The organism is Kutzneria buriramensis (assembly GCF_003387475.1).
GTDB classification, from domain to species: domain Bacteria; phylum Actinomycetota; class Actinomycetes; order Mycobacteriales; family Pseudonocardiaceae; genus Kutzneria; species Kutzneria buriramensis.
In genome coordinates this window covers 340006-360507 of record NZ_QUNO01000004.1, presented here as the reverse complement: position 1 = coordinate 360507, position 20502 = coordinate 340006, and the positions used below count along the sequence as shown (strand labels likewise).

Here is a 20502-nt window from a genome sequence, read left to right as displayed (position 1 = left end):
CACCCGGAAGCACCATCCCCCAAGCCGGCGTCACGAAGATCGGCCGGACGGTGGTTCCGGTGGGACCATGGCTGGATGACCACTTCAGCGGCACGCCCAGCTACCACCCAGTCAGGCGACCCCCGGCTCGCTGGTCTCATCGAGGCAGCCCGCGCGCTCCAGCCCCGCACGGTGGCGTTGCGCCGACAGGTCCACAAGCGGCCTGAGCTGGGACTTCGCCTCCCACAGACGCAGGCGGCGGTGCTGCACGCGCTGGAGGGTCTGCCGCTGGAGATCACCACGGGGAAATCCACCGACTCGGTGGTGGCCGTGCTGCACGGGGCCCGTCCCGGCCCGACCGTCCTGCTTCGGGCCGACATGGACGCGTTGCCCCTGACGGAGCAGACCAGCTGTGCCTTCGCCTCCGAGGTGCACGGGACGATGCACGCGTGTGGCCATGACACGCATGTGGCGATGCTGGCCTCCGCCGCGCGGCTGCTGTGCGCCCGCAAGGAGGCCCTGGCCGGTCACGTCGTGTTCATGTTCCAGCCCGGCGAGGAGGGCCACCACGGGGCCAAGCACATGATCGACGAGGGCGTGCTCGGCGCGTCCGGCCTGCTGGCAAACAAGGCGCTCGCGCTGCACATCACCTCGACGATGCGGTCCGGCGTGATCACCACCCGGCCCGGCCCGATCATGGCGGCCGCCGACGTGTTCCGGGTGCGGGTCATCGGCCGCGGCGGGCACGCCTCGCAACCGCACAAGGCCCTGGACCCGGTGCCGGCCGCGGCGGCGATGGTCGGCGCGCTGCAGACGATGATGACCCGGCGGGTCAGCGCCTCGGAGCCGTCCGTGCTGACCGTGGCCAAGATCGCCGCCGGCACCACGAACAACATCATCCCGGAGATCGCCGAGCTGGAGGGCACCATCCGGACCCTGACCGAGACCACCCGCAGCCAGGTGCACACCGAGGCGAAGCGGATCTGCGAGCACACCGCCGCCGCCTACGGCTGCTCGGCCACGTTCCAGATCGAACGCGGCTACCCGATCACCGTGAACGACGCCGAGGTCGCCGCGACCGTGCTCGACCTGGCCGCCACCGTGCTCGGCACCCGCAACAGCGAGCCCATGGCCGACCCGATGATGGGCGCCGAGGACTTCTCGTACGTGACCAGGCAGATTCCGGGCACCATGGCCTTCCTGGGGGCCTGCCCGCCGTCGGTCGAGCTGGACGCCGCCGCCCCCAACCACTCCAACCGGGTGCTGTTCGACGAGGCCGCGATGGAGCACGGCGTGGCCATGTACGCGGCCTTCGCACTGGACGCGCTCCGTTAAACACGGAGGGGTGGTTTCGCCGGGTCTGCCCGTGCCGGCAGGATGGGCAGCGTGCTGCCTGTTTGTGTTATCGGGTTGGGTCTGGTCGGCGGGTCCGTGATGCGCGCCGCGAGCGCCGCCGGCCGGGCGACCTGGGGTGCCACCGCGTCGACAACCGACGCCGAGGCGGCCCGGGCCGCCGGCTTCACCGTGGAGGACAGCGTCGACGACGCGCTGCGCCGGGCGGATGAGGAGGACGCCCTCATCGTGCTGGCCGTGCCGCTGACCGCGCTGTCCGACGTGCTGCGGTCGGTGTCCGCCTACGCGCCGGGGTGCCGGCTCACCGACGTGATCAGCGTCAAGGGCGCCGTGTCGGAGGCCGTCAGCAAGATCAACCCGTACGCGCGGTACGTCGGCGGCCACCCCATGGCCGGCACCTCGCGCTCCGGCTGGTCCGCCGGGTCGGCCGAGCTGTTCCGGGACGCCGCCTGGGTCGTCACCACCGAGGACGACAGCGACCAGGAGGTGTGGGCCGAGGTCGTGCACCTGGCCCTGGCCTGCGGTGCCCACGTCGTGCCCGCCTCTGCCTCCGCACATGACGACGCCGTTGCCCGCATCTCGCATCTGCCGCACCTGCTCGCCGCCGTGCTGGCCAGCGTCGGCGCCTCCGGCGGGCCGCTGTCCCTCGCGCTGGCTGCCGGCGCCTTCGGCGACGGCACCCGCGTCGCCGGCAGCCGTCCCGAGCTCGTGCAGGCCATGTGCGAGGGCAACCGGGCCGCCCTGCTCGACGCCGTCGACGACGCCCTCGGCCGCCTCGGCGCAGCTCGTGGCTCCCTGGCCTCCACCGGCGGCCTCGCCGCCACCGTCAACGCCGGTCACCTCGCCCGTCGCGAGCTCGAACAGCACCGCTCCGGCGCCCGGCATGCCGTCAAGGTCGACCTGGAGGCACGGGACGCCCTGGCCAACCTCCGGGACCTGGGCAACAAGGGCGGCCGGCTGACCTCCCTGGACGGCACCGTCGCCGTCGTCCAGGTGCTGTGATCACGGACGGAAGGGACGTCAGACGCGTCGTGCCAGGCCCGGGTACTCGATGACCAGGCCGTTCGAGTCGACGCTGAGCTCGACGCTGGCGTCGCCGCGGTCGAAGGCCAGCACGCTGCCGTTCTCGTCGACTGAGACGGTGCGGTAGCGCTCGCGGACGAGGCTGACCGACAGGTCCGGCAGCGACACCCAGACGACGGGCAGCTCGTGCTCGCCGGCCTCATGGTGCAGCCCGAGCCGGCGCACCGGCAGGGTGTTGAACAGGACACTGCTCTGGAGGTTGACGTCCAGCGCGCCCTCGAAGTCCCGGCGCTCGGCGCCGCGACCGCGGTCGACGATCCACATGCCGTCCTCGGTGCGGCTGAGCGACATGGTGCGCTCCTCCTCCGCCGTGGTGCTGCGCAGCAGCAGCCGGCTCACCACACCGTCCTCACCGACGGACAGCTCGAAGGAGGCGTTGTACGCCTCCTTGCCCTCGATGGCGGCCGCGACGACCCGGCCGCTGCCCTTGATCCGCTGCTCGGACAGCACCAGCCGGGCCGACTCCAGGCGGGGGCCGGTCAGGCCCTGCCACGTCACCATCACCGGCCGGCGGCCGGCACGGGGCGTGCTGTCGGACTGTGCGGGCTCAGTCGCGTTGGGGACGTTCACTGTCCACCTTTCGAGGTCAGGGTCGACAACGGAGCGTACCTAACCGGAACGACAGTGGGGCCTCCCGTTCGCACGGGAGGCCCCACATGGATCAGCGTGTCGCCTGATGTCAGGCGGTGTGCTTGGCCTTACGGCGACGCACGAAGAACAGCGCGCCCACACCCGCGCCGATCAGCACCAGGCCGGCGATGATCGGGCCGATCACGGAGGCACCGGTGTAAGCCAGCTGGCTGGTGTCCGCGTTGGTGGTCGGGGTGGCGCAGGTCGGCGGCATCGGGGTGTCGCCGCCACCGCCGTTGGTGTTGCTGGTGGTGGCCGTGACGCACGTGGGGGGCGTCGTGGTCGTGGTGGTGGTCGTGGTGGTGGTCGTCGTGGGCGGCGGCGTCGTGCTCGACGTCGTGGTGATGGTCCACGAGCCGGTCGCCTGGGCCGAGACGGTGGCCTTGGACGCCTGCGCGACGATCAGCTCCTGCGGGCACTCGTGCTTCTTCTGGTCCTCGGTGAGATCACCGCTGCACTTCTTCGGGGTGTCGTCGACGCCGATGAAGATGCGGCCGAGTTCCAGCGTGGCCTCGGTGGAGATGCCGAACGTGGCGCTGCCGGCCGGGGTGCCGTCCGCGACCTTGAGGAAGACGCTGTCGCCGTCCTTGACGGAGGTGACCGCATTGCCCTTGCCGTCGGCGAGCGTCACGCCCTTCGGCAGCTTGCTGGTGTCCAGCTTCAGCTCACCGGTCGCGGTGCTGGCGACGACGAACGGGCCGACCAGGTCGCCGTTCTGCTTGGCGTCCTTGGAGTTGATGTTCAGCGTCGGCTTGGGCTGGTCCAGACCGGGGTTGTTGTCGGTCAGGAAGTGGTACAGCTTGTCGGTGTCCTGGACCACCTTCTGCGAGTACGGGTGGCTCGGGTCCGTGCTCTGGGCGCCGACCAGGTCGACGCCGTCGCTGTAGTGCCAGACGGCGGCCTGGGTGGCGCCGATGGCCACGTCCTGCGCCAGGTTCTGGATGCCAGCGGCCTTGCCCAGGTCGGCCAGGCTCGTGGTCGGGTACGAGTGGTGCAGCACCCAGTTGATCTGCGCCTTGTTCTTGTTGAAGTCGACGCTCTCGTTGGGGTACTTGTCCCAGTCGACCTCGTGCATCTTCTCGCCGTTGAGGTCACGGGTGAGGCCGATGCAATAGGTGAAGACCGGGTCCTTGACGCCCTCGACCTTCAACCCGATCAGCTCGGTCTCCTCGGGCGTGGTCTGCTGCTTGTCGTTCTTCAGCTCGACGTTGACGCCCGTGGGCCCGGGGTTCGGCTTGATCGGCGTTGCGGTCACCGACGAGGTGCCGTCCGCGGGGGCCGCCGGCGCCGCGAATGCCAGCGGTGCCGCCGCCATCAGGGCGATCGAGGCGCCGAGCACGGCCGCGCCGATACGACCCGGGTGGAACCGGTTTGCCATGACTCTCCTCTTTGACTGCCTGCTAGCGCTGGTCCCCGACCTCTGACCTGCCCTGCGGTGTCACGGTTCGAGCAGCGCTGACCCGAAAGGGCGTATTCGAAGCTCATGACACATAGTCCGAACGGGCGGTTAGCGCCGCGTTCGGTGAAAGTCCTGTGTGGAACGCGGCGTCACACTACTCGATGGAGTGATCTATGCCGCCCAAGGCTCACCCCATAGTGTCTGACCAGCGGAAACGTCACCCGGTCGTGACATGACGTGAAGATCGACTAGGCGAGCTGAACTCGGTTATCACCGAGCGTCACGTAATTCGGCGATCCACCGCGACGATCACAGTTAACGAGAGTCATCCGCGGCTTTGCGTTTTCGCAGGTCACATCGGCGCAAACGATTACGCTGTCATGAAACAGTCGACATTCCGCGATAAGATCGTTATCCAACGGAGACATGTTGATCTCGGGCGTTACTCCGTTCGTGTAGCGGTGGCAGGTGCTCAGCGTCGTCAACATCACGTGTCGCGGGGGTGAACGAAACCGGGACCTGCGGGGACACTGTGCGGGTGACGCGAGCTCGGGACCTGACCCCGTACGTGGAACTGGGGCGCGATCACTGGCGCGAGCTTCGCGCGGCGACGCCGATGAGCCTGACCTCCGAGGAGCTGCACCGCCTCCAGGGCCTCGGCGACCGCGTGTCGATGGACGAGGTCGCCGACATCTACCTGCCGCTGTCCCGACTGATCAACCTCCAGGTCGCGGCCCGGCAGCGGCTGCACGCCGCCACCACCACGTTCCTCGGCGAGCCGTCCGAGAAGGTGCCGTTCATCATCGGCGTCGCCGGCAGCGTCGCGGTCGGCAAGTCCACCACCGCCCGCATCCTCCAGGCGCTGCTGGCCCGGTGGAGCGACCATCCGCGGGTCGACCTGATCACCACCGACGGATTCCTGCTGCCCAACGCGGAGCTGGAGCGGCGGGGTCTGATGACCCGCAAGGGATTCCCGGAGAGCTACGACCGCCGGGCGCTGGTCCGCTTCGTCGCCGACGTGAAGGCCGGCGCGCCCGAGGTGGAGGCCCCGGTCTACTCGCATCTCAGCTACGACATCGTGGCCGGAACCCGGCAATCGGTGCGGCAGCCCGACATTCTCATCGTCGAGGGTCTCAACGTGCTCCAGCCCGGCGCGCGGCTCGCGGTGTCCGACCTGTTCGACTTCTCGATCTACGTGGACGCGCGCACCGACTGCATCCAGAAGTGGTACGTCAGCCGGTTCCTCAAGCTGCGGGACACCGCGTTCACCAACCCGGCCTCGTACTTCCACCGCTACGCGTCGCTGACCGACGAGCAGGCCGTGGCCCGGGCGACGCAGATCTGGCAGGAGATCAACGAGCCTAATCTGGTCAACAACATCCGTCCCACCCGCGGCCGCGCGACCCTGGTGCTGCGCAAGGAGGCCGACCACTCCATCAGCCGCGTCCGCATGAAGAAGCTCTAGCTCCAGCAAAAAACAGCCCCCGCCCATCCCTGGGGGCCGGCCCCGCTCCCAGCGTACCGACCGGAGGGGTCTCCGGGCGGGGCGAAGATCCAGATGTGGACAACTCGGCGCCTGTGGACAAGTCAGCCCCAGCGGTGGGCTATCGCCTGACACTGGGCTCGCAGCGCGTCCAGCACGATCGGCAGCAGGGGGTTGGTGTTGCTGGGCCGGTGCAACGCGAGGATCCGCCGGAACACGTCGCCGTCGGCGATCCGCAGCACACCGAGCCCGGCGTCGATGCCCAGGGCGAGTTTGGGCACGACGGCGACGCCGAGCCCGCGCCGCACCAGTGAGCAGACGACGCCGTAGTCGTTGCTACGCAACGTGATTCGCGGGACGAAGCCGGCGGTGGCGCAGAGGCGTTCCAGGGACTTCGAGCCGGCGGTGTCGCTGCGGGTGCAGATCCAGCGCTCGTCGGCGACCTCCACAAGGGACGCGTCGGCCCGCGATGCGAGCCGGTGGCCGGGGGAGGTGACCAGCACGAGGGGCTCGGACAGCAGGGGCGTGGCGATGAGCTCACGGGGCCAGGTCCGAGGATCGAGGTCGTACGCGAACACGACGGCGGCGTCCCGGTCGCCGTCCAGCACACCGGCGAGCACCTCGTCGGGTTCGCCCTCGTCAAGCAGGACATCGGCGCCGGGGCGGCGTTCGACGATGGCGGCGAGGGTGGAGGCCATGATCCGCGCGTTGGCGGTGGCGAAACTGGCCAGCCGCAACGTGCCGGCGTCGCCACGGGTCAGGGCCCGCACCTCACGCTCCAGTTCGGACAGTGCGGCCAGCGCGTCCCGGCTGAGCAGCGCCATCCGCTCGGCGATGGCGGTCGGCCGGACGCTGCGCGCGGAGCGTTCGAACAGCTGGGCGCCCACAGCCCGTTCCAGCATGGCGATCTGCTGCGACACCGCGGAAGTGGTGTAGCCGAGCAGACGCGCGGTCTCGGCGAACGATCCGGTTCGGACCGCCTCGGTCAGCGTACGGAGATGGATGGGGTTCAGCATCAGACGCAGTTGAGCTCGGGGCGAGCCGACCTGGCCGCGAACCGGCCGGCGGACAGGCCGGACACGTCGACCACGGGCGGCACGCCGAGCACGAGGTCCCGCAGCACCTCGCCGACGGCCGGCCCCTGGAGAAACCCGTGCCCGGAAAAGCCGGTCGCGTACAGCAGCCGGCTGACGTCACGGGCCTCGCCGATCAGCGCATTGTGATCGGGGCTCATCTCGTACAGACCGGCCCACCGGTGCGCGATGCCGACGTCGGCCAGCGCCGGGGCCCGCCGCTGCACCGCCTCCGCCAGCCCGGGCAGCCACTCGTCGCCGGTGCCCAGGTGGAAACCCGGCTCCTGGTCCGGATCGGACATGCCGACCAGCAACCCCGGGCCCTCGGGGTGGAAGTAGAACGAGGTGCCGAAGTCGATGGTCATCGGCAGGTCGGCGCGCACATCCGGCAGCTCGGACGTGACGATGATCTGCCGCCGCAGCGGCACCACCGGCAGCGGCACGCCGGCCATCGCACCGACCTCGGCCGACCACGCCCCAGCCGTCACGACGACGGTCGACGTGTCGACAAGTCCGTCTGTCGTCCGAACGCCGGTGATCACGCCGTCGGCGGCCTCGATCCCGGTGACGGCGCAGTGCTGACGGATGCGCGCGCCGAGCGCCCGCGCGCCGCGGGCGTAGCCCTGGACGACGGCCTCGGGTGTGCAGTGACCGTCGGTGGGCGAGAAAGCGGCGGCGAGCAGGCCGTCCCCGACGATCAGCGGCGACAGCTCGACCGCCTGCTCGACGGTCAGCATCCGGCTGGGCACCCCGAGCTGGTTCTGCAATCGGACGCCGGCCTCGAACGCGGCCACGTCGGCGTCATTGTCGAGCAGGAACAGGTAGCCGTGCTGGCGGAGGTCGATCTCGGCGCCGGGACGACGACCGAAGCTCTCGTACGCCGTGAGCGAGCGCCGGGCCAGCTCGATGTTGACCGGGTCGGAGAACTGGGCGCGCACGCCGCCGGCCGCCCGGCAGGTGCTGCCGGAGCCGAGTTCGTCCCGTTCCAGCAGCATGACGTCGACGCCTGCCTCGGCAAGGTGGAAGGCCGCGGACAGACCCATCACACCACCGCCGACGACGATCACCTCGGCTCGCTCGGTCATGTGATTCACGCTAGGCCAGGATCGCCACGAGCACGCCGGCAAACAACCCAATTAGCGCACACAGCGCAGCGCCGATGCGAGGGTATGGCCGCCCGGGCACCAACCGCAGCACCGGCACCAGGACCTGCGACACCGCGAGCGACGCAGCCACCAGCAGCCCGATCGACCGCAGCCCGCCGCCGGTGAAGCTGGTCGGCACCTGCGGCAGGAACAGCGCGGCCGCCGCGATCACAGAGAGCCAGATCGACACCACCGGTCCGACCGTCACCACGAGCACCAACAAGGCGAACAGGTGCGCGGCGCGTCGCTCCTTCACGGGCCCCACCGTAGTTGTCGTGGGCGTGGCCGGGCGCCCATCCCCTGCCACGCCCACGTTCCACTTCGCCCGGCCGGTCCCACTGTGGCACCGGCGCCGTCACACGCTGGGGTGGAGCTTGGCCGCTCGAACCGGTGAAAATATATTGTTCAACGTTATCGCCGAAAGGAGCCCCGTGGCCGATCCGACCGGCGGTCCGGTGGAGCTGCTCGCCGCCGACCGCCTCCAGCTGGACCGCGTGAGCACCGCGGAACGCGTCGCCGACGTGCTGCGCACCAGGATCACCGTCGGCGATCTGCCGCCGGGCACCCGGCTGTCCGAGGAGGCGATCGGCGCCGCCCTCGGCGTCTCCCGCAACACCCTGCGCGAAGCGTTCCGGCTGCTCACCCACGAGCGGCTGCTGGTGCACGAACTGAACCGGGGCGTGTTCGTGCGCACCCTGACCAGGGACGATGTCACCGACCTGTACCGGCTGCGCAAGGTCGTCGAGTGCGGCGCGCTGCGCTACGCCGTGGTCACCGACGACGAGCTGCGGCGGCTGCACCAGGTCGTGGACGAGGCCGTGGCCGCCGCCGACCGGGCCGACTGGGTCGCGGTCGGCACCCACAACCTGCGGTTCCACCAGGCACTGTGCGCCCTCGCAGGCAGCCCTCGAGTGGTGGACATGATGCGCGGCATCCTGGCCGAGCTGCGGCTTGTCTTTCACGTGATGGGCGACCCGAAGCGGTTCCACGAGCCGTACATCAAGCGCAACCGGGAGATCCTGGACGCGCTGGCCGAGCATGGGCCGGAGCGGGCCGAACGGATGCTCGTCGAGTACCTGGACGACGCCGAGCGGCAGCTCACGCAGGCTTATCTGTGACGCGGCGGAGCTGCTCCGGCACCTCCACGCGCTCACCGGTGAGCAGCGCGCTTGCCGTCATCAGGTCCACGGTCAGCGGCCGGTCCTCGGTCTCCTTGGGCAGCATGTGCACCGCGTTCTCGAACGCCGTGCGCAGTTCGACGCTGTTGATGGGGTGCATCTGCCGCATCCGCAGCACGCGGACCGCCGCGATCAGCTCGCACGCAAGCACGATCACGAAGTGCGGCACCACCTCGCCGGTCATCCGCGCCGACTGGGCCGAGAAACTCGCGTGTTCCTCCACGCCGCGGGACAGCGTGGCGTGGCCGAGCACCGCCGGCATCGCCATCGATCGGAAACTCGCCAGCGAGGCCGCCGCGGTGTACTCGATCACCATCAGGCCGGAGCTGCCGCTCGCCTCGTCCGCCGCGAACGGCCGCAGGCCCGTGTAGTTCGGCTCGCACAGCATTGCCAGCCGGCTCACGCACAGCTGCGCCGACTGCAACGCCGACAGCCGCGCCTTGTCCAGGGCCAGGCTGAGGGTGATGCTGTGGAATCCGCCGTGGTGGAAGACGTCGCCGTCGAGCACCGACACCAGCGGGTTCTCCGCGCCGGCGTTGATCTCGATGCTGAGCACCTGCTCCAGCGCGGACAGGCCGTCCACCGCCTCGCCGTGCACCTGCGGGAAACACCGCAGCCCGAACGGGTCCTGCACCCGCGCCGGCGTGTGCGTGATCTCGCCGAGCAGGTCGCGGATGCGCCGCGCCACCAGCTGACTGCCGTGGTGCGGCCGGGACTGGTGCACGACTTCCGCGAACGGTTCCACCGAGCCGTCGACCGCCAGCAGCGAGAGCGCCGCCGTCGTGCACGTCTGGTCCAGCAACGCCGACAACTGCCCCTGTGCCAGCACCGACTGGCCGATCGTCAGGGCGTTGCTGCTCAGGAACGCCAGCGCGTCCGAGGTCGCGAAGTCGATCGGCGGCAACGGGTGCGGGCCCAGCCACTGCTGCTCGCCGAGCAGGGTCAGCGCCAGCTCCGCCAACGCCGTGAGGTCGCCGGTACCGATCGCGCCGATCGAGTGCACCTGCGGGTAGCAGCCCGCGTTGAGGGCCAGCGCCAGCGAGTCGAGCACGTGCTCCGAGACGCCGGAGTGGCCGGCGAGGATCTGGTTGGCGCGGACCACCATCATCGCCCGCGCTTCCGCCTCCGGGATCAGCGGTCCGGTGCCGCCCGCGTGGCTGCGCAGCAGCCGGCGGCCGAACGCCGCGACCTCCTGCTCCTCGACGCTGACCATCCGGTTGGCGCCCACGCCGGTCGTGCGGCCGTAGACCGGCCGGCGGCCCGTGACCTCCTTGGCCAGGTCCGCCGCCCGTCGCACCCATTCCCGCGCGGTCGGGTCGATGCTCACGGCCTCGCCGCGGACGGCGACCGCGATCACCTCCGTGCACGTCAGCGACTTACCGTCGAGCACAACTGCCACCAGCGAAGGTTAACTCGTCAACAACCGCAGTCCACCGCTCGCGCCGGCGCCGTCAGCGGATCCGGTTCCCGCAGCTCGTCGCCGGTGTCCGTGCGGACCGGGAAGCCCTCGCGGATCCAGTACTCGATGCCGCCGATCATCTCCCGCACCTGGTAGCCGCGCCGCGTCAGCTCCGCCGCCGCCTTCGTCGCGCCGTTGCAGCCGGGTCCCCAGCAGTAGGTCACCACCGGCACCGCCGGGTCCAGTTCGGCCCCCGCCAGCCGCACCGCCCCCGGAATCCGCCCCTGCGCCCAGGCTTCGTCACTGCGTGTGTCCACCAGCACAAAACCCGGGTTTCCGCTGGTCAGGGCCTGTCTGACGTCGCTGGGGTCCGTCTGGGATGCCAGACGCATTTCGAAGAAGTTCATGCCTCAACGCTAGGGAGGGGAGCCCCCGGGCTGAACCCAACGTCCACGGCACCTTCGCCCAACGGGCGGGGATTCCATGACATTCTGCCGCTGTGACCATGGATTCCCTGGACGCCACCGATTGGCGCATCCTGGAGGCACTCCAGGCCGACGGCCGCGCCAGCTACGCCGACCTCGCCCGCACCGTCGCCATGTCCCCCAGCGCCGTCACCGAACGGGTGCGTCGGCTGGAGGAATCCGGTGTCATCACCGGCTACTCCGCCGTCGTCGACCCCGAGCGCCTGGGCCTGTCGATCATGGCCTTCGTGCGGCTGCGCTACCCCACCAACAACTACAAGCCGTTCCACGCCGTCCTCGACTCCACCCGGGAGGTCGTCGAGGCCCACCACGTGACCGGCGAGGACTGCTTCGTGCTCAAGGTCCTGGCCCACTCGATGCGCCACCTGGAGGAGGTCACCGGCCGCATCTCCTCCCTCGGCCCCGTCACGACGACGATCGTCTATTCCAGCCCGCTGCCCCGGCGTGCGCTTACGCACTAGTTCCCCAACCAGGGCCGTGCCGGCTCGGCGGGTGACTAGAGTGCTGCTCGTGTCGGTGCCATTGAAAACGGGGGAGCCCGACCCGGAGCAGACCCAACCGTTCACCGTGCACGAGGCGCGGCTGCCGAGCGACCATCCGAACTATCGGCCGCGGCACGCGGCCAAGCAACGGCTCGCGCTGGTGTGCTCGGTGATCTTCTTCCTCGGTCCGCTCGCCGGGCTGGCGGTGTTCGGCCAGCCGCCGGCGATCGAGAACCGACCGCTGCACCCGTTCCCGAGCCTGTCGCAGGGCTGGGGCTTCTTCAGCGGCCTGGTGCCGTGGGCGGTGGACAACCTGTCCTTCCGCAACAGCGCGATCCAGGCCAACGACCAGATCAGCCGAGGCGTGTTCGGCGAGCCGCCGGCGCTCGGCTCCAGCGGCACGGACGCCGCCCCCGGCGGCATCCAGGCCCCGCCGCAGCAGGCGGCGGTGTTCCCCCAGGTCATCGAGGGCAACAACGGCTGGATGTACTACGGCGAGGACATGCGGGCCAAGTGCCAGCCGAACGCCTCGCTGGACGCGGTGATGCAGAGCGTGCTGCGGCTCAAGGACGACGTGGTGGGCTCCGGCCGCCGGTTCGTCCTGGTGGTGCCGCCGGACAAGTCGACGATCGAGCCGCAGAACCTGCCGTCGCAGTACGAGGGCAAGGACTGCGCCAAGAAGCTGAGCGACCAGTTCTGGCCGCGCATCGTCAAGGAGGCCGGCGCGATCGACCTGCGCGGCGCGGTGCACGCGGCGGAGAAGCAGATCGGCGGCCCGGTGTACTTCCCGCAGGACAGCCACTGGACCTTCGTCGGCGGGTTCCTGATGACCCGCGCCGTCGCCGACTCGATCGTGCCGGGCATCGACAGCACGTGGAAGGTCGCCAAGGGGCAGTCCTACAGCGGCCCGGCGGATCTGCCGCCGCTGATCGGCCGGACCGGCGTGGACACGACCGACCGGCTGACCCTGGCCCCCGACGGCACGACCGACCGGACCTTCCAGGACTCGTTCGACGCCCGCAACGTGCTCACCTTCCACAACCCGGCCGACGTCAAGGGCACGGTCGGCGGCACGACCACCTGGATCGGCGACTCGTTCACCACCTGGGCGACGCCGTCGATCGCCGCGGCCTTCCAGAACGTCAGCGTCGTGCAGGGCGCGAAGCTGCTCAGCGACCCGGCCGCCGTCGCGCAGCTGATGGTGGACAGCGACACGGTCGTCGTCGAGATGGTCGAGCGGGGCATCGCCCCGGGCATCTCGGTGGAACTTGATCCGAAGGTGCTGGACACGCTGACCAAGGCGATGGCCACCCACCCCCGGCGGTAGTCAGCCGCGGTGCCGGCCGGGCGGCGGCGCGGTCGGCAGCTGCGGGGCACGAGGGGCCGGTCGGGCCTGCGGATTCCGGGGCGGGTACTGGTCGCGCGGCTGCGGCATCGGCATGCGTTGCGGCGGCTGCGGCGGGCGGGGACGAACCGCCACCTGTCGAGTCGGCTCCTCGACCCGAGGAATGCGGGTGGTGACCTCGGCCGCGATCTCGGCGGCGATGTCACGCGGCTTCTCGTCGGGCTTGCGGCTGGCCAGTCTGCGGGCCAGCACGTGGCTGGGGTGCTCGATCAGCCGGTAGCTGACCTCGACCGCGCCGAACGTCGCGATCACCGCGACCACCAGGGCGAACTCGAAGCCGACGACCGGCTCGACGGCGCTCAGCACGCCGTAGCCGACCAGGCCGTGCCACAGGTACAGCGAGTAGGTCCGCTCGGACAGCCAGGTCCAGGCCGCGCGTTCCTTCAGCCGGTCCTCGGCGAACAGGCCCAGCAGGAAGCACAGCAGCGCGATCGCCAGCGACAGATCGTAGGAGCTGTCGATCCGGCCCATGTCACGCATGCCCGCCCACACGTACAGCACCCAGCACGCGGTCATCAGCACACCGGCCGCCCACAGCGGGATCCGCTTGCTGTTCGCGGCCCAGATCACCTGGCCCATCACCACGATCGGGATGTAGGACACCGTCACGGCGAACAGCAGGTAGTTGGGGCCGAACGACCGCGCGGTCATCAGCACGATCTGCACGAACGTCAGCTCGACGGCGATCGCCGCCCACAGGTGCCGGCGCACCAGCGGCAGCAGCGCGATGATCAACAGGTAGAAGACGACCTCGATGATCAACGTCCAGGCGACGCCGATCAGCACGACCTGCGGCACCAGCAGGTAGTTCACCAGCGTGGCGTTGGTCAGCAGGGTCAGCGGGGTGACGTCGTCGGCCTGCCCGGTCAGCAACGGCTGCAGGCCGAGCAGCATCGCGCCGCCGGTCAGCAACACCACGACGATCAACGTCGGATAGATCCGCAGCACGCGGCCGACGGCGAACCGGCCCACGCCCTGACGCACCGCCAACGGCGTCACGATGAAGCCGCTAATCAGGAAGAACAGCGGCACCCCAGGCTGGCCGATCCCCTGGTTGGACAGGTACAGCGGATCGGTGAACAGCGAGTTGACCACGTCGAACACCGGCGAGCTGACGTGGTGGCGCACCGTCCAGGCCGTGACGAGATGGCTCTCCATCACGAGCAGGGCCGCGAGGGCACGGGCGATGTCGATGAACACGACACGTCGCTTGCCCGTCTGCTGCCCTGCTGCCACCTGCCCCCCTCAGGACGCCCGACCAGTGTGGTCAGACTAGTGGAGCCTGATCAGTGCGATGGGCCATTCAGACGTATCACGTACGTGTAGCTGATCCAGCCGTCGCCGGCGAGGTCGTCCCGCTCGGCCCGCAGCACGGCCGCTCCGAGGTGCTCGAACAGCCCGCGCACCAGGTCGATCCGTAGCGGGTGCATCTCGATCGCCGCGTCGGACACCGCGGCGTCCACCGTGACCGGCGTCTCGGTCGCCGTCTCTTCCGTCTCGACCGGCGCCGTCGGCGCGGGTTCGATGTCCACGTCGGCGAACGTGGTCGGGCTGCCCACGCCGCTCCACCACGTCACGTGCTCGTGCACGAGATCGAGCTCCAGCAGCGCGCGTCCCGGCTGCTCCGGCGCGGACACCCGCAGCTCCAGCTCGACGGTCTCGCCCGGCTGGACCGTGCTGGGCAGCCGCACCCGGCCGTCGTCCTGGACGATGTGCCGGCCGTCGCGCTGCCAGTGGTTGCCCAGCCGCAGCGCGCCCGCGTGCTGCCAGGCCAGCGGGCTGTCGTTGGTCACCCGCACCCGGACCTTCACGGCCTCGCCGACCGCCATCCGCGTGGGCGGATCCACCATCTCCAGCCGCGCCCGGTACGCCTGCGGGTCCAGCGACACGGGCTCCTCGAGATGGCTGGGCACCTGGAAGACCAGCACGCCGCCGGGGCGCACCACCCGGGCCAGCTCGAGCAGGCAGCGCAGCGACACCGCGGCGGGCGCGTGCTGCAACACGATCAGGCTGATCGCGCTGTCGAACGAGTTGTCCGGGAACGGCAGCGTCTCGCCGTCGCCGTGCACGAACCGGATCCGCTCGGGCTCCCGGTTGAGCTTGTCGGCCTGCTCGACCATCGAGGCCGCGATGTCGATGCCGGTGACGTCGTCGACCAGTTCGGCCAGCGCGAAGCTGAGCCGGCCCATGCCGCAGCCGAAGTCCAGCGCCCGCTGCCCCAGCTCCGCGCCGCAGGCCTCGAGCTGGCCGCGGATGTGCGCAATGCCGTCCCGGCCGGTGGCCAGGAACTCCTCCAGCCGCCACTCGCCGTCGCGCTGGCCGGGCGTGGACAGCACCGCCCACATCGGGTCGGTGCGGCCCAACTGCTCCCAGGTGGAGCGCACCGACGTCACATCGCTGGGGGGCATCCCGCTACTTCCTTCTGCTCGTCGGCCGCAGCCACAACGTCACGAATCCGCCCTGCTCGGCCTCGGCGCGCCGGATCACGTCGTCGTCGGAAGCGGCGGTCAGGTCCTCGTCGGAACCCTCGATCACCGGCACCAGCTCGTACCCCCAAGACCGGTAGCGGGCCAGCGTCGCGGCCGGGTCGTCGCCGAGGTCCCGCACGCCCTCAGGCCAGAACTCGCAGACCACGTGCGGCCGGTCGCGACGGATCAGCTCCGCCAGCCCGGCCAGCGCCCGGTGGTCGCGGCCCTGGGCATCCACCTTTACGACGTCGAGGCGGCGGGCCCGCAGCTCCTCGACGCCGGCCAGGGCCACGCCCCGAACCTCGATCTCGCCGTTGGCGCCGATCCGGTTGTCGCCGCTGTTGCCGTCACCGGCCAGCTCCAGCCGTAGCGTCTGGTCCTCGTCCCACGCGGCGACCGGCAGCACGGTGAGCGTGCTGGCGACAGCGGGGGTGAGGTTGGCGCGGACGTTGTGCGCCAGCAGCTCGCCGAGTCGCTGCCAGGGCTCGACGGCGAACACGGCGCCGGTCTCGCCGGTTCGGCGGAGCGCCCGAACCGTGTGGTAGCCGACGTGCGCGCCGATGTCGACAAAGGTGGCCCCCGGGCTCAGCAGCTCGTCGAGCAGCTGGGACTCGCGTTCCTCCCACGTCGAATACGCCCGCAGCCAGGGCAGCACGACCGTGTCCTCAGCCGGCAGCCGCAGCATGCCGACGTCGGTCGAGACCGGCTCGCTCGGGCCGTCGACCGGCGCGGGATCCAGCAGCTCGTGGTGGCTGCGGACGCTGCGGTCCAGCGCACGGACCTGACGGCTCAGGCTCGTCACCGCCGCGGCCGTCTCCTCGATCCGGGCGTCTCGGTCCTGCACCATACCGACCAGCTTGTGGTCGACGTGCTCGGCGCTGCGCCGCACGTCGTCGATGCGCCGGCTCGCCTCGTCGGCGCGGCCGGCCAGCTCGCTGACCTGCCGGAACCGTTCCTCGGCCTCGCCGGCCAGGCCCTTGCCCAGCCGCTGCGCGTCGCTGTCGAGCGCGCCGACCTGGGCGTTCAGCTCCGCCAGCCGGCTGACCACCTCGTCCATGCGCTGGTCCAGGTGCGTCTGCCGGGCGGTCGTGCGTTGCTCGGACACCGTCAGGCGGTTCTCCACCCGACGCACCGCGCCCTCGACGCCGTCCATCAGCTTGGCCAGCACCCGCCGCTGGTGCACGTCGTAGTGATCGATCAGGCGCAGCACGCCACGACGCACCATCGGCGCGACCGGGATCCTGCTCGGCACACCGGGATCGGCCCGCCAGCGCAGCGCCTCGCGGGACTGCTGGAGCGGGGCGAGCACCTGCTGGTCGTCGTCCGAACCCGACTCCGTGGGCGCCGGGGCGGCGTCAGGCTCGGCCCGCCACTGCTGGTAGGCCGCCGTCACCCGCTCGTCGACCCAGGCCGCGGCCCGTTCGAACGTCCGCGTCGTCAGCACGTGGTTGCGACCAGCCAGGCCCCGGCGACGAGCCTCGGCCGGGTCGGCGGCGACCGCACGCATCGCCTCGGCCGCCGCGTCCGTGTCAGGCTCGGCCCACACGGCGGTCGGCGGGTAGGGGTGCTGGTTCTTGCCGACCGCCACCCGCTCGTACGGCACGATCCAGCCGACGCCGTCGGTCAGGAACTCGCCGGAGCCGCCGTAGTTGGTGGTGATCACCGGCAGGCCCTGCGCCATCGCCTCGGCGACGGTCAGGCCGAAGCCCTCGCTGCGGTGCAGTGACACGTAGCAGTCCGCCGACGCGAACAGTTCGCGCACCTCGGCATTGGACAGGTAGTGCTCGACCAGAGTGATCCGGTCGTCGCCGCGCACGGCGGCACGCAGCCGCTCGCGCTGCGCCGGATGCAGGTCGCCGTTGATCGACTTGATCACCAGTGCAGCGTCGGTCCGTCCGTCGAATGCCTTCTGGAAGGCGCGGACCAGACCCAGCGGGTTCTTCCGGTCGAACAAGCTGTTGTAGTCGAAGGCAAACAGGAACCGGGTCGGGCCGTCGCCGTCGCGGGCGGGCGGCTCGGCGCCGTCGAGCGGATCACGCACCGGGACAGGGACGGTGTGCACCGGAACCGAGGAGTGCTCGGCCAGCGCGGCGCGGCAGAAGTCGCTGACCGTCCAGACCTCGTCGACCAGTCCGTAGGCGGAGTGCATCCACTCGGGGAACTCCTCGAGTTCCCAGGACCACACGCCGATCACATAGCGATCGCCGCCCAGTTGGGAGTGCAGCCGCAGGGTCTGCTCGGTCATGTCAGCGTTCACGCACAGCACGCTGACCGGGAACTTCGGGGGTTGCGGGCGCACGCCGTCGGGCAGCTTGTGGTCGGTGCGGTTGTGCACCGTCGACTCCTCGACCGCCACGGCGATCGGCAGCCCGGCCTCGCGCATCGCGTCGTGCACCAGCCGGCCCATCTCGCCGACGCCCAGTTCGGCAGTCAGGTAGCCCAGCACGTTGACGCCGCGCGTGTCCTCGATCGCCACCGTGGAGCCGGCCTTCGGGCCCGTGGGCACCGCGCGCCGCGGCATCTCGTGCTCGGCGACGCCCGAGGTGATGCACCAGTGGCGGTAGTCCTCGGCGTTCGCGCCGAGCGGGTCCGGGAAGGCGATCTGGAGGTCGGCGCGGGCACTCCACACCGACATCGCCCAGCGCGTCATGCCGACGCCCGCCTGCGCCCCGTCAGCGGGCGAGCAGGCCCAGCGCAGGAACGCGTCGGGGTCGTCCCGGTCGAACGGCGTGGGCGGGATCTCGGCGCCCTTGCGTTCGGCCTGCACCCACGCGGTCCGGAAGGCGCGGCGCAGCGAATGTGACAGCGGAGTGCCGTCGGCCGCGGTGTTCCAGCGGTACGGGATCGACTCCAGCGACTCGGCGTAGCCGGCCTCGATCAGCTTGTCCCGGTAGCTGTCGCACAGGTCGGCCAGCAGCGGGTACTCCGACAGCAGCGCCCGGGGCTTGTCCGCGTAGTGCGTGCTCAGCAGCCACGGCTTCTCCGGCCGGTACCCGCTGAAGTGCACGAACCGCAGCGGCACGCCGTTCGCGGTCAGCGTGCCGTCGGCCGTCCGGGCCAGCTCACGCTGGTAGACGTTCCAGTACGCCAGGTTGAAACCGGGATCGCGGACCACCGTGTGGTCGAACAGCGCCGGCACGTTGTCGACCCAGCGCTGGTCGGTGAACAGCTGCTCGGTCACCGAGGAGATCGCGTCGTGGCGCAGCCGCTCGGCCCAGAAGTCCAGGAACGGGGCGGCTTTGCGGGACACCGTGACGTAGCCGAGGTTGAACACGCCCGCGGCCATGATGTCGCCTTCGGACGGTCGCAACTGGTCCCGCGGCATGGGCTCCAGCACGTGCGGCGTGAGCACGATTCCATGCTGCGCCGCCAGTTCGTCGACCTCGGTGATCGGGGCGAACACCTCGATGTCGGGGTCCAGGTACGTCACGACGTCATGGCTGCGCAGCAGGTGTTGCAGCAGGAACGGCTTGACCGCCGTGCACAGCTCGGTCACCGAGTAGGCGGTGGCCATCCGGTGGAAGTCCAGCTCCGACACCGTCAGCACGTCCGGACCGACCAGGTCGAGCTGGTCCGTGCCGCCGGTCAGCTCGCCGAGCAGCGCGTCCACGACCATGATCGTGAACCGGCCGCGCGGGTGCTGACGCAGGTAGGACGCGGCCAGCACCCGGGCGGCGGGCAGGTAGTTCCGAGCGACGATCGTGCACGCGACCGGCCCCCTGGTGGGCTGATCAGGCATCGGGCTTCAGCTTGGTGGTCTGCGCGGTGATCGTGTTGGTGAAGTCCTTCTCGACGCTGCTGACGCTGGTGCCGTTGACCTCGATGCGCACCACGTAGTCGCCGGAGACGTAGTGCGCCCGGCGCAGCACCGGGGACGCACCGGGAGTGGTGTCCAGGCCGGTCGCGCTGACACCCACGGGCGCGGTCTCGGTCTTCTGCCCGTAGCCGGTCTGGAGCGCGAGCAGCTGGGTCTTGGCCTGCTTGGCCGCGTCCGCACTGCCTTCCTTGACCACCAGCACGATGATCGTGTCGCCGCCGCTCTTGGACATCGCGAACCGCACGGTGGACGGGTTGCCCGCCTCGTACGCGGCGACCTCGCTGTCCTTGGCGCCGGGGGTGAGGTAGTTCAGGCCCTGCACGGCGGCGAAGTCGGTGACCTTGCGGCCCTCCGGGATCAGCGAGGTGCCGGCGATGTCGGCCAGCAGCGGATCGCTCGGTTTGGTCGTGGTGGTCGGCGCCACGGTCGTCGAGCCGCCGCCGGCGGTCGGGGTGCTCGGCCCGCCGCGGCCCCAGATCATGTACGCGCCGAAGCCGGCCGCGAGCAGCACGACCACCACCGCGACAATGCCGATGATCTTGCCCCGGGAGCGCTTGCGCTCCTCGAAGACCTCGGGCCCCTGCCGCATCCAGTTGAGCGAGCTCGGGTTCGGCAGCGGCATGTCGTTGTCGTTGTCCCACGGGGCGGGCTGGTTCCAGTTGCCCTGCGACTGCTGCTGCATGCCGAAGCCGCCCTGGTAGTTCGGCGGCGGGAAGTTCGGCTGCTGCGGGTTGCGCACCACCTGCGTGCGCTCGGCGTTCTCGGGGCCCTGCTGGGGTTGCACACCGGCGGTGCCGCCGCGGACGACCTGCGTGCGCTCCGCGTGGTCGCCGGCCTGCGGCAGGTCCGTGATCGGCGGCATGATCGTGGTCGACTCGGCGGCCGGTTCCCCGCCGGGGTTGCTCGGCTGCCAGCGGAACGGCGCGCCGAAGGGGCTCGGCGCGGCCTGCTCGGGCTGGGCCGGCACCGGCTGCGAGGGCGGCCCGGTGGGCGCGCCGCCGGCCTGCTGGGCCAGCCCCAACAGCTGGTCACGGCGCTGGCGGTAGTCCTCTGGGGTCACCCGGCCCTGTGCCAGCTCACTGTCGAGCTGTTGCAGCTCCTCTTGCCAGGACATCCCCAAACC

At 70.6% G+C, this 20502-nt stretch carries 17 protein-coding genes; 6 read left to right on the top strand and 11 right to left on the bottom strand.

The features are described from left to right. Nucleotides 1-75 precede the first annotated feature (75 nt). Complete coding sequence (locus BCF44_RS13710; protein ID WP_116174611.1) at nt 76-1314, top strand: M20 metallopeptidase family protein; 1239 nt, start codon at nt 76-78, stop codon at nt 1312-1314. A gap of 42 nt (nt 1315-1356) precedes the next feature. After that, nucleotides 1357-2334, top strand: a complete 978-nt coding sequence (locus BCF44_RS13705; protein ID WP_379796552.1) for a prephenate dehydrogenase — start codon at nt 1357-1359, stop codon at nt 2332-2334. 18 nt (nt 2335-2352) lie between these two features. Here the strand turns inward: BCF44_RS13705 and BCF44_RS13700 are convergent, their stop codons facing one another. After that, the gene (locus BCF44_RS13700) at nt 2353-2985 is read right to left on the bottom strand and encodes a putative glycolipid-binding domain-containing protein (RefSeq protein ID WP_116174610.1); all 633 of its coding nucleotides are present in this window, start codon (nt 2983-2985) and stop codon (nt 2353-2355) included. 109 nt (nt 2986-3094) lie between these two features. Then, nucleotides 3095-4423, bottom strand: coding sequence for a thioester domain-containing protein (locus tag BCF44_RS13695; RefSeq protein ID WP_116174609.1), 1329 nt, complete (start codon nt 4421-4423; stop codon nt 3095-3097). A gap of 559 nt (nt 4424-4982) precedes the next feature. Here BCF44_RS13695 and coaA point away from each other — a divergent pair. Next, entirely contained in the window at nt 4983-5909 is a 927-nt protein-coding gene (coaA, locus tag BCF44_RS13690) for a type I pantothenate kinase (protein WP_116174922.1), read from the top strand. A gap of 122 nt (nt 5910-6031) precedes the next feature. On the opposite strand, the gene BCF44_RS13685 is transcribed toward coaA, so the two are convergent. From BCF44_RS13685 to BCF44_RS57490, 3 genes are read right to left on the bottom strand one after another with little or no spacing between them, the layout of a single operon-like run. Continuing rightward, nucleotides 6032-6943 (bottom strand): LysR family transcriptional regulator, encoded by a 912-nt coding sequence (locus tag BCF44_RS13685; protein WP_116174608.1) that lies wholly within the window; start codon nt 6941-6943, stop codon nt 6032-6034. Continuing rightward, nucleotides 6943-8085 (bottom strand): NAD(P)/FAD-dependent oxidoreductase, encoded by a 1143-nt coding sequence (locus BCF44_RS13680; RefSeq protein WP_116174607.1) that lies wholly within the window; start codon nt 8083-8085, stop codon nt 6943-6945. Before BCF44_RS13680 ends, BCF44_RS13685 begins: the two co-directional genes overlap by 1 nt. Nucleotides 8086-8095: 10 nt before the next feature. Then, on the bottom strand, nt 8096-8401 hold the full coding sequence (locus tag BCF44_RS57490) for a hypothetical protein (RefSeq protein ID WP_246015009.1): 306 nt from the start codon (nt 8399-8401) through the stop codon (nt 8096-8098). A gap of 175 nt (nt 8402-8576) precedes the next feature. Here BCF44_RS57490 and BCF44_RS57485 point away from each other — a divergent pair, with 175 nt between their 5' ends. Continuing rightward, nucleotides 8577-9263 (top strand): GntR family transcriptional regulator, encoded by a 687-nt coding sequence (locus tag BCF44_RS57485; RefSeq protein WP_246015007.1) that lies wholly within the window; start codon nt 8577-8579, stop codon nt 9261-9263. Here the strand turns inward: BCF44_RS57485 and BCF44_RS13670 are convergent. Both BCF44_RS13670 and BCF44_RS13665 read right to left on the bottom strand, forming a co-directional pair. Next, nucleotides 9244-10722: an aromatic amino acid ammonia-lyase gene (locus tag BCF44_RS13670; RefSeq protein WP_211353017.1), complete on the bottom strand. Its 1479-nt coding sequence runs from the start codon at nt 10720-10722 to the stop codon at nt 9244-9246. The two genes, BCF44_RS57485 and BCF44_RS13670, sit on opposite strands and share 20 nt — an antisense overlap. A gap of 17 nt (nt 10723-10739) precedes the next feature. Then, nucleotides 10740-11129 (bottom strand): rhodanese-like domain-containing protein, encoded by a 390-nt coding sequence (locus BCF44_RS13665; protein WP_116174604.1) that lies wholly within the window; start codon nt 11127-11129, stop codon nt 10740-10742. Nucleotides 11130-11227: 98 nt separating this feature from the next. On the opposite strand from BCF44_RS13665, the gene BCF44_RS13660 reads away from it, so the two are divergent. Continuing rightward, nucleotides 11228-11668 (top strand): Lrp/AsnC family transcriptional regulator, encoded by a 441-nt coding sequence (locus BCF44_RS13660; RefSeq protein ID WP_246015083.1) that lies wholly within the window; start codon nt 11228-11230, stop codon nt 11666-11668. Between the two features lie 49 nt (nt 11669-11717). After that, a complete protein-coding gene (locus BCF44_RS13655; RefSeq protein ID WP_147328487.1) occupies nt 11718-13016 on the top strand; it encodes an alginate O-acetyltransferase AlgX-related protein in 1299 nt (432 codons plus the stop codon). Here BCF44_RS13655 and BCF44_RS13650 read toward each other — a convergent pair whose 3' ends face one another. The 4 genes from BCF44_RS13650 to BCF44_RS13635 are packed head-to-tail and all read right to left on the bottom strand — an operon-like array spanning nt 13017 to nt 20493. Further along, a complete protein-coding gene (locus tag BCF44_RS13650) occupies nt 13017-14330 on the bottom strand; it encodes an acyltransferase family protein (protein ID WP_147328486.1) in 1314 nt (437 codons plus the stop codon). A 50-nt stretch (nt 14331-14380) separates the two neighbouring features. Then, the gene (locus tag BCF44_RS13645; protein WP_116174600.1) at nt 14381-15502 is read right to left on the bottom strand and encodes a class I SAM-dependent methyltransferase; all 1122 of its coding nucleotides are present in this window, start codon (nt 15500-15502) and stop codon (nt 14381-14383) included. Between the two features lie 4 nt (nt 15503-15506). After that, a complete protein-coding gene (locus tag BCF44_RS13640) occupies nt 15507-19301 on the bottom strand; it encodes an FkbM family methyltransferase (RefSeq protein WP_116174599.1) in 3795 nt (1264 codons plus the stop codon). After that, nucleotides 19294-20493, bottom strand: a complete 1200-nt coding sequence (locus BCF44_RS13635) for a chromosomal replication initiator protein DnaA (protein ID WP_116174598.1) — start codon at nt 20491-20493, stop codon at nt 19294-19296. The genes BCF44_RS13640 and BCF44_RS13635 overlap by 8 nt, the downstream gene beginning before the upstream one ends. Between the last annotated feature and the right edge of the window lie 9 nt (nt 20494-20502).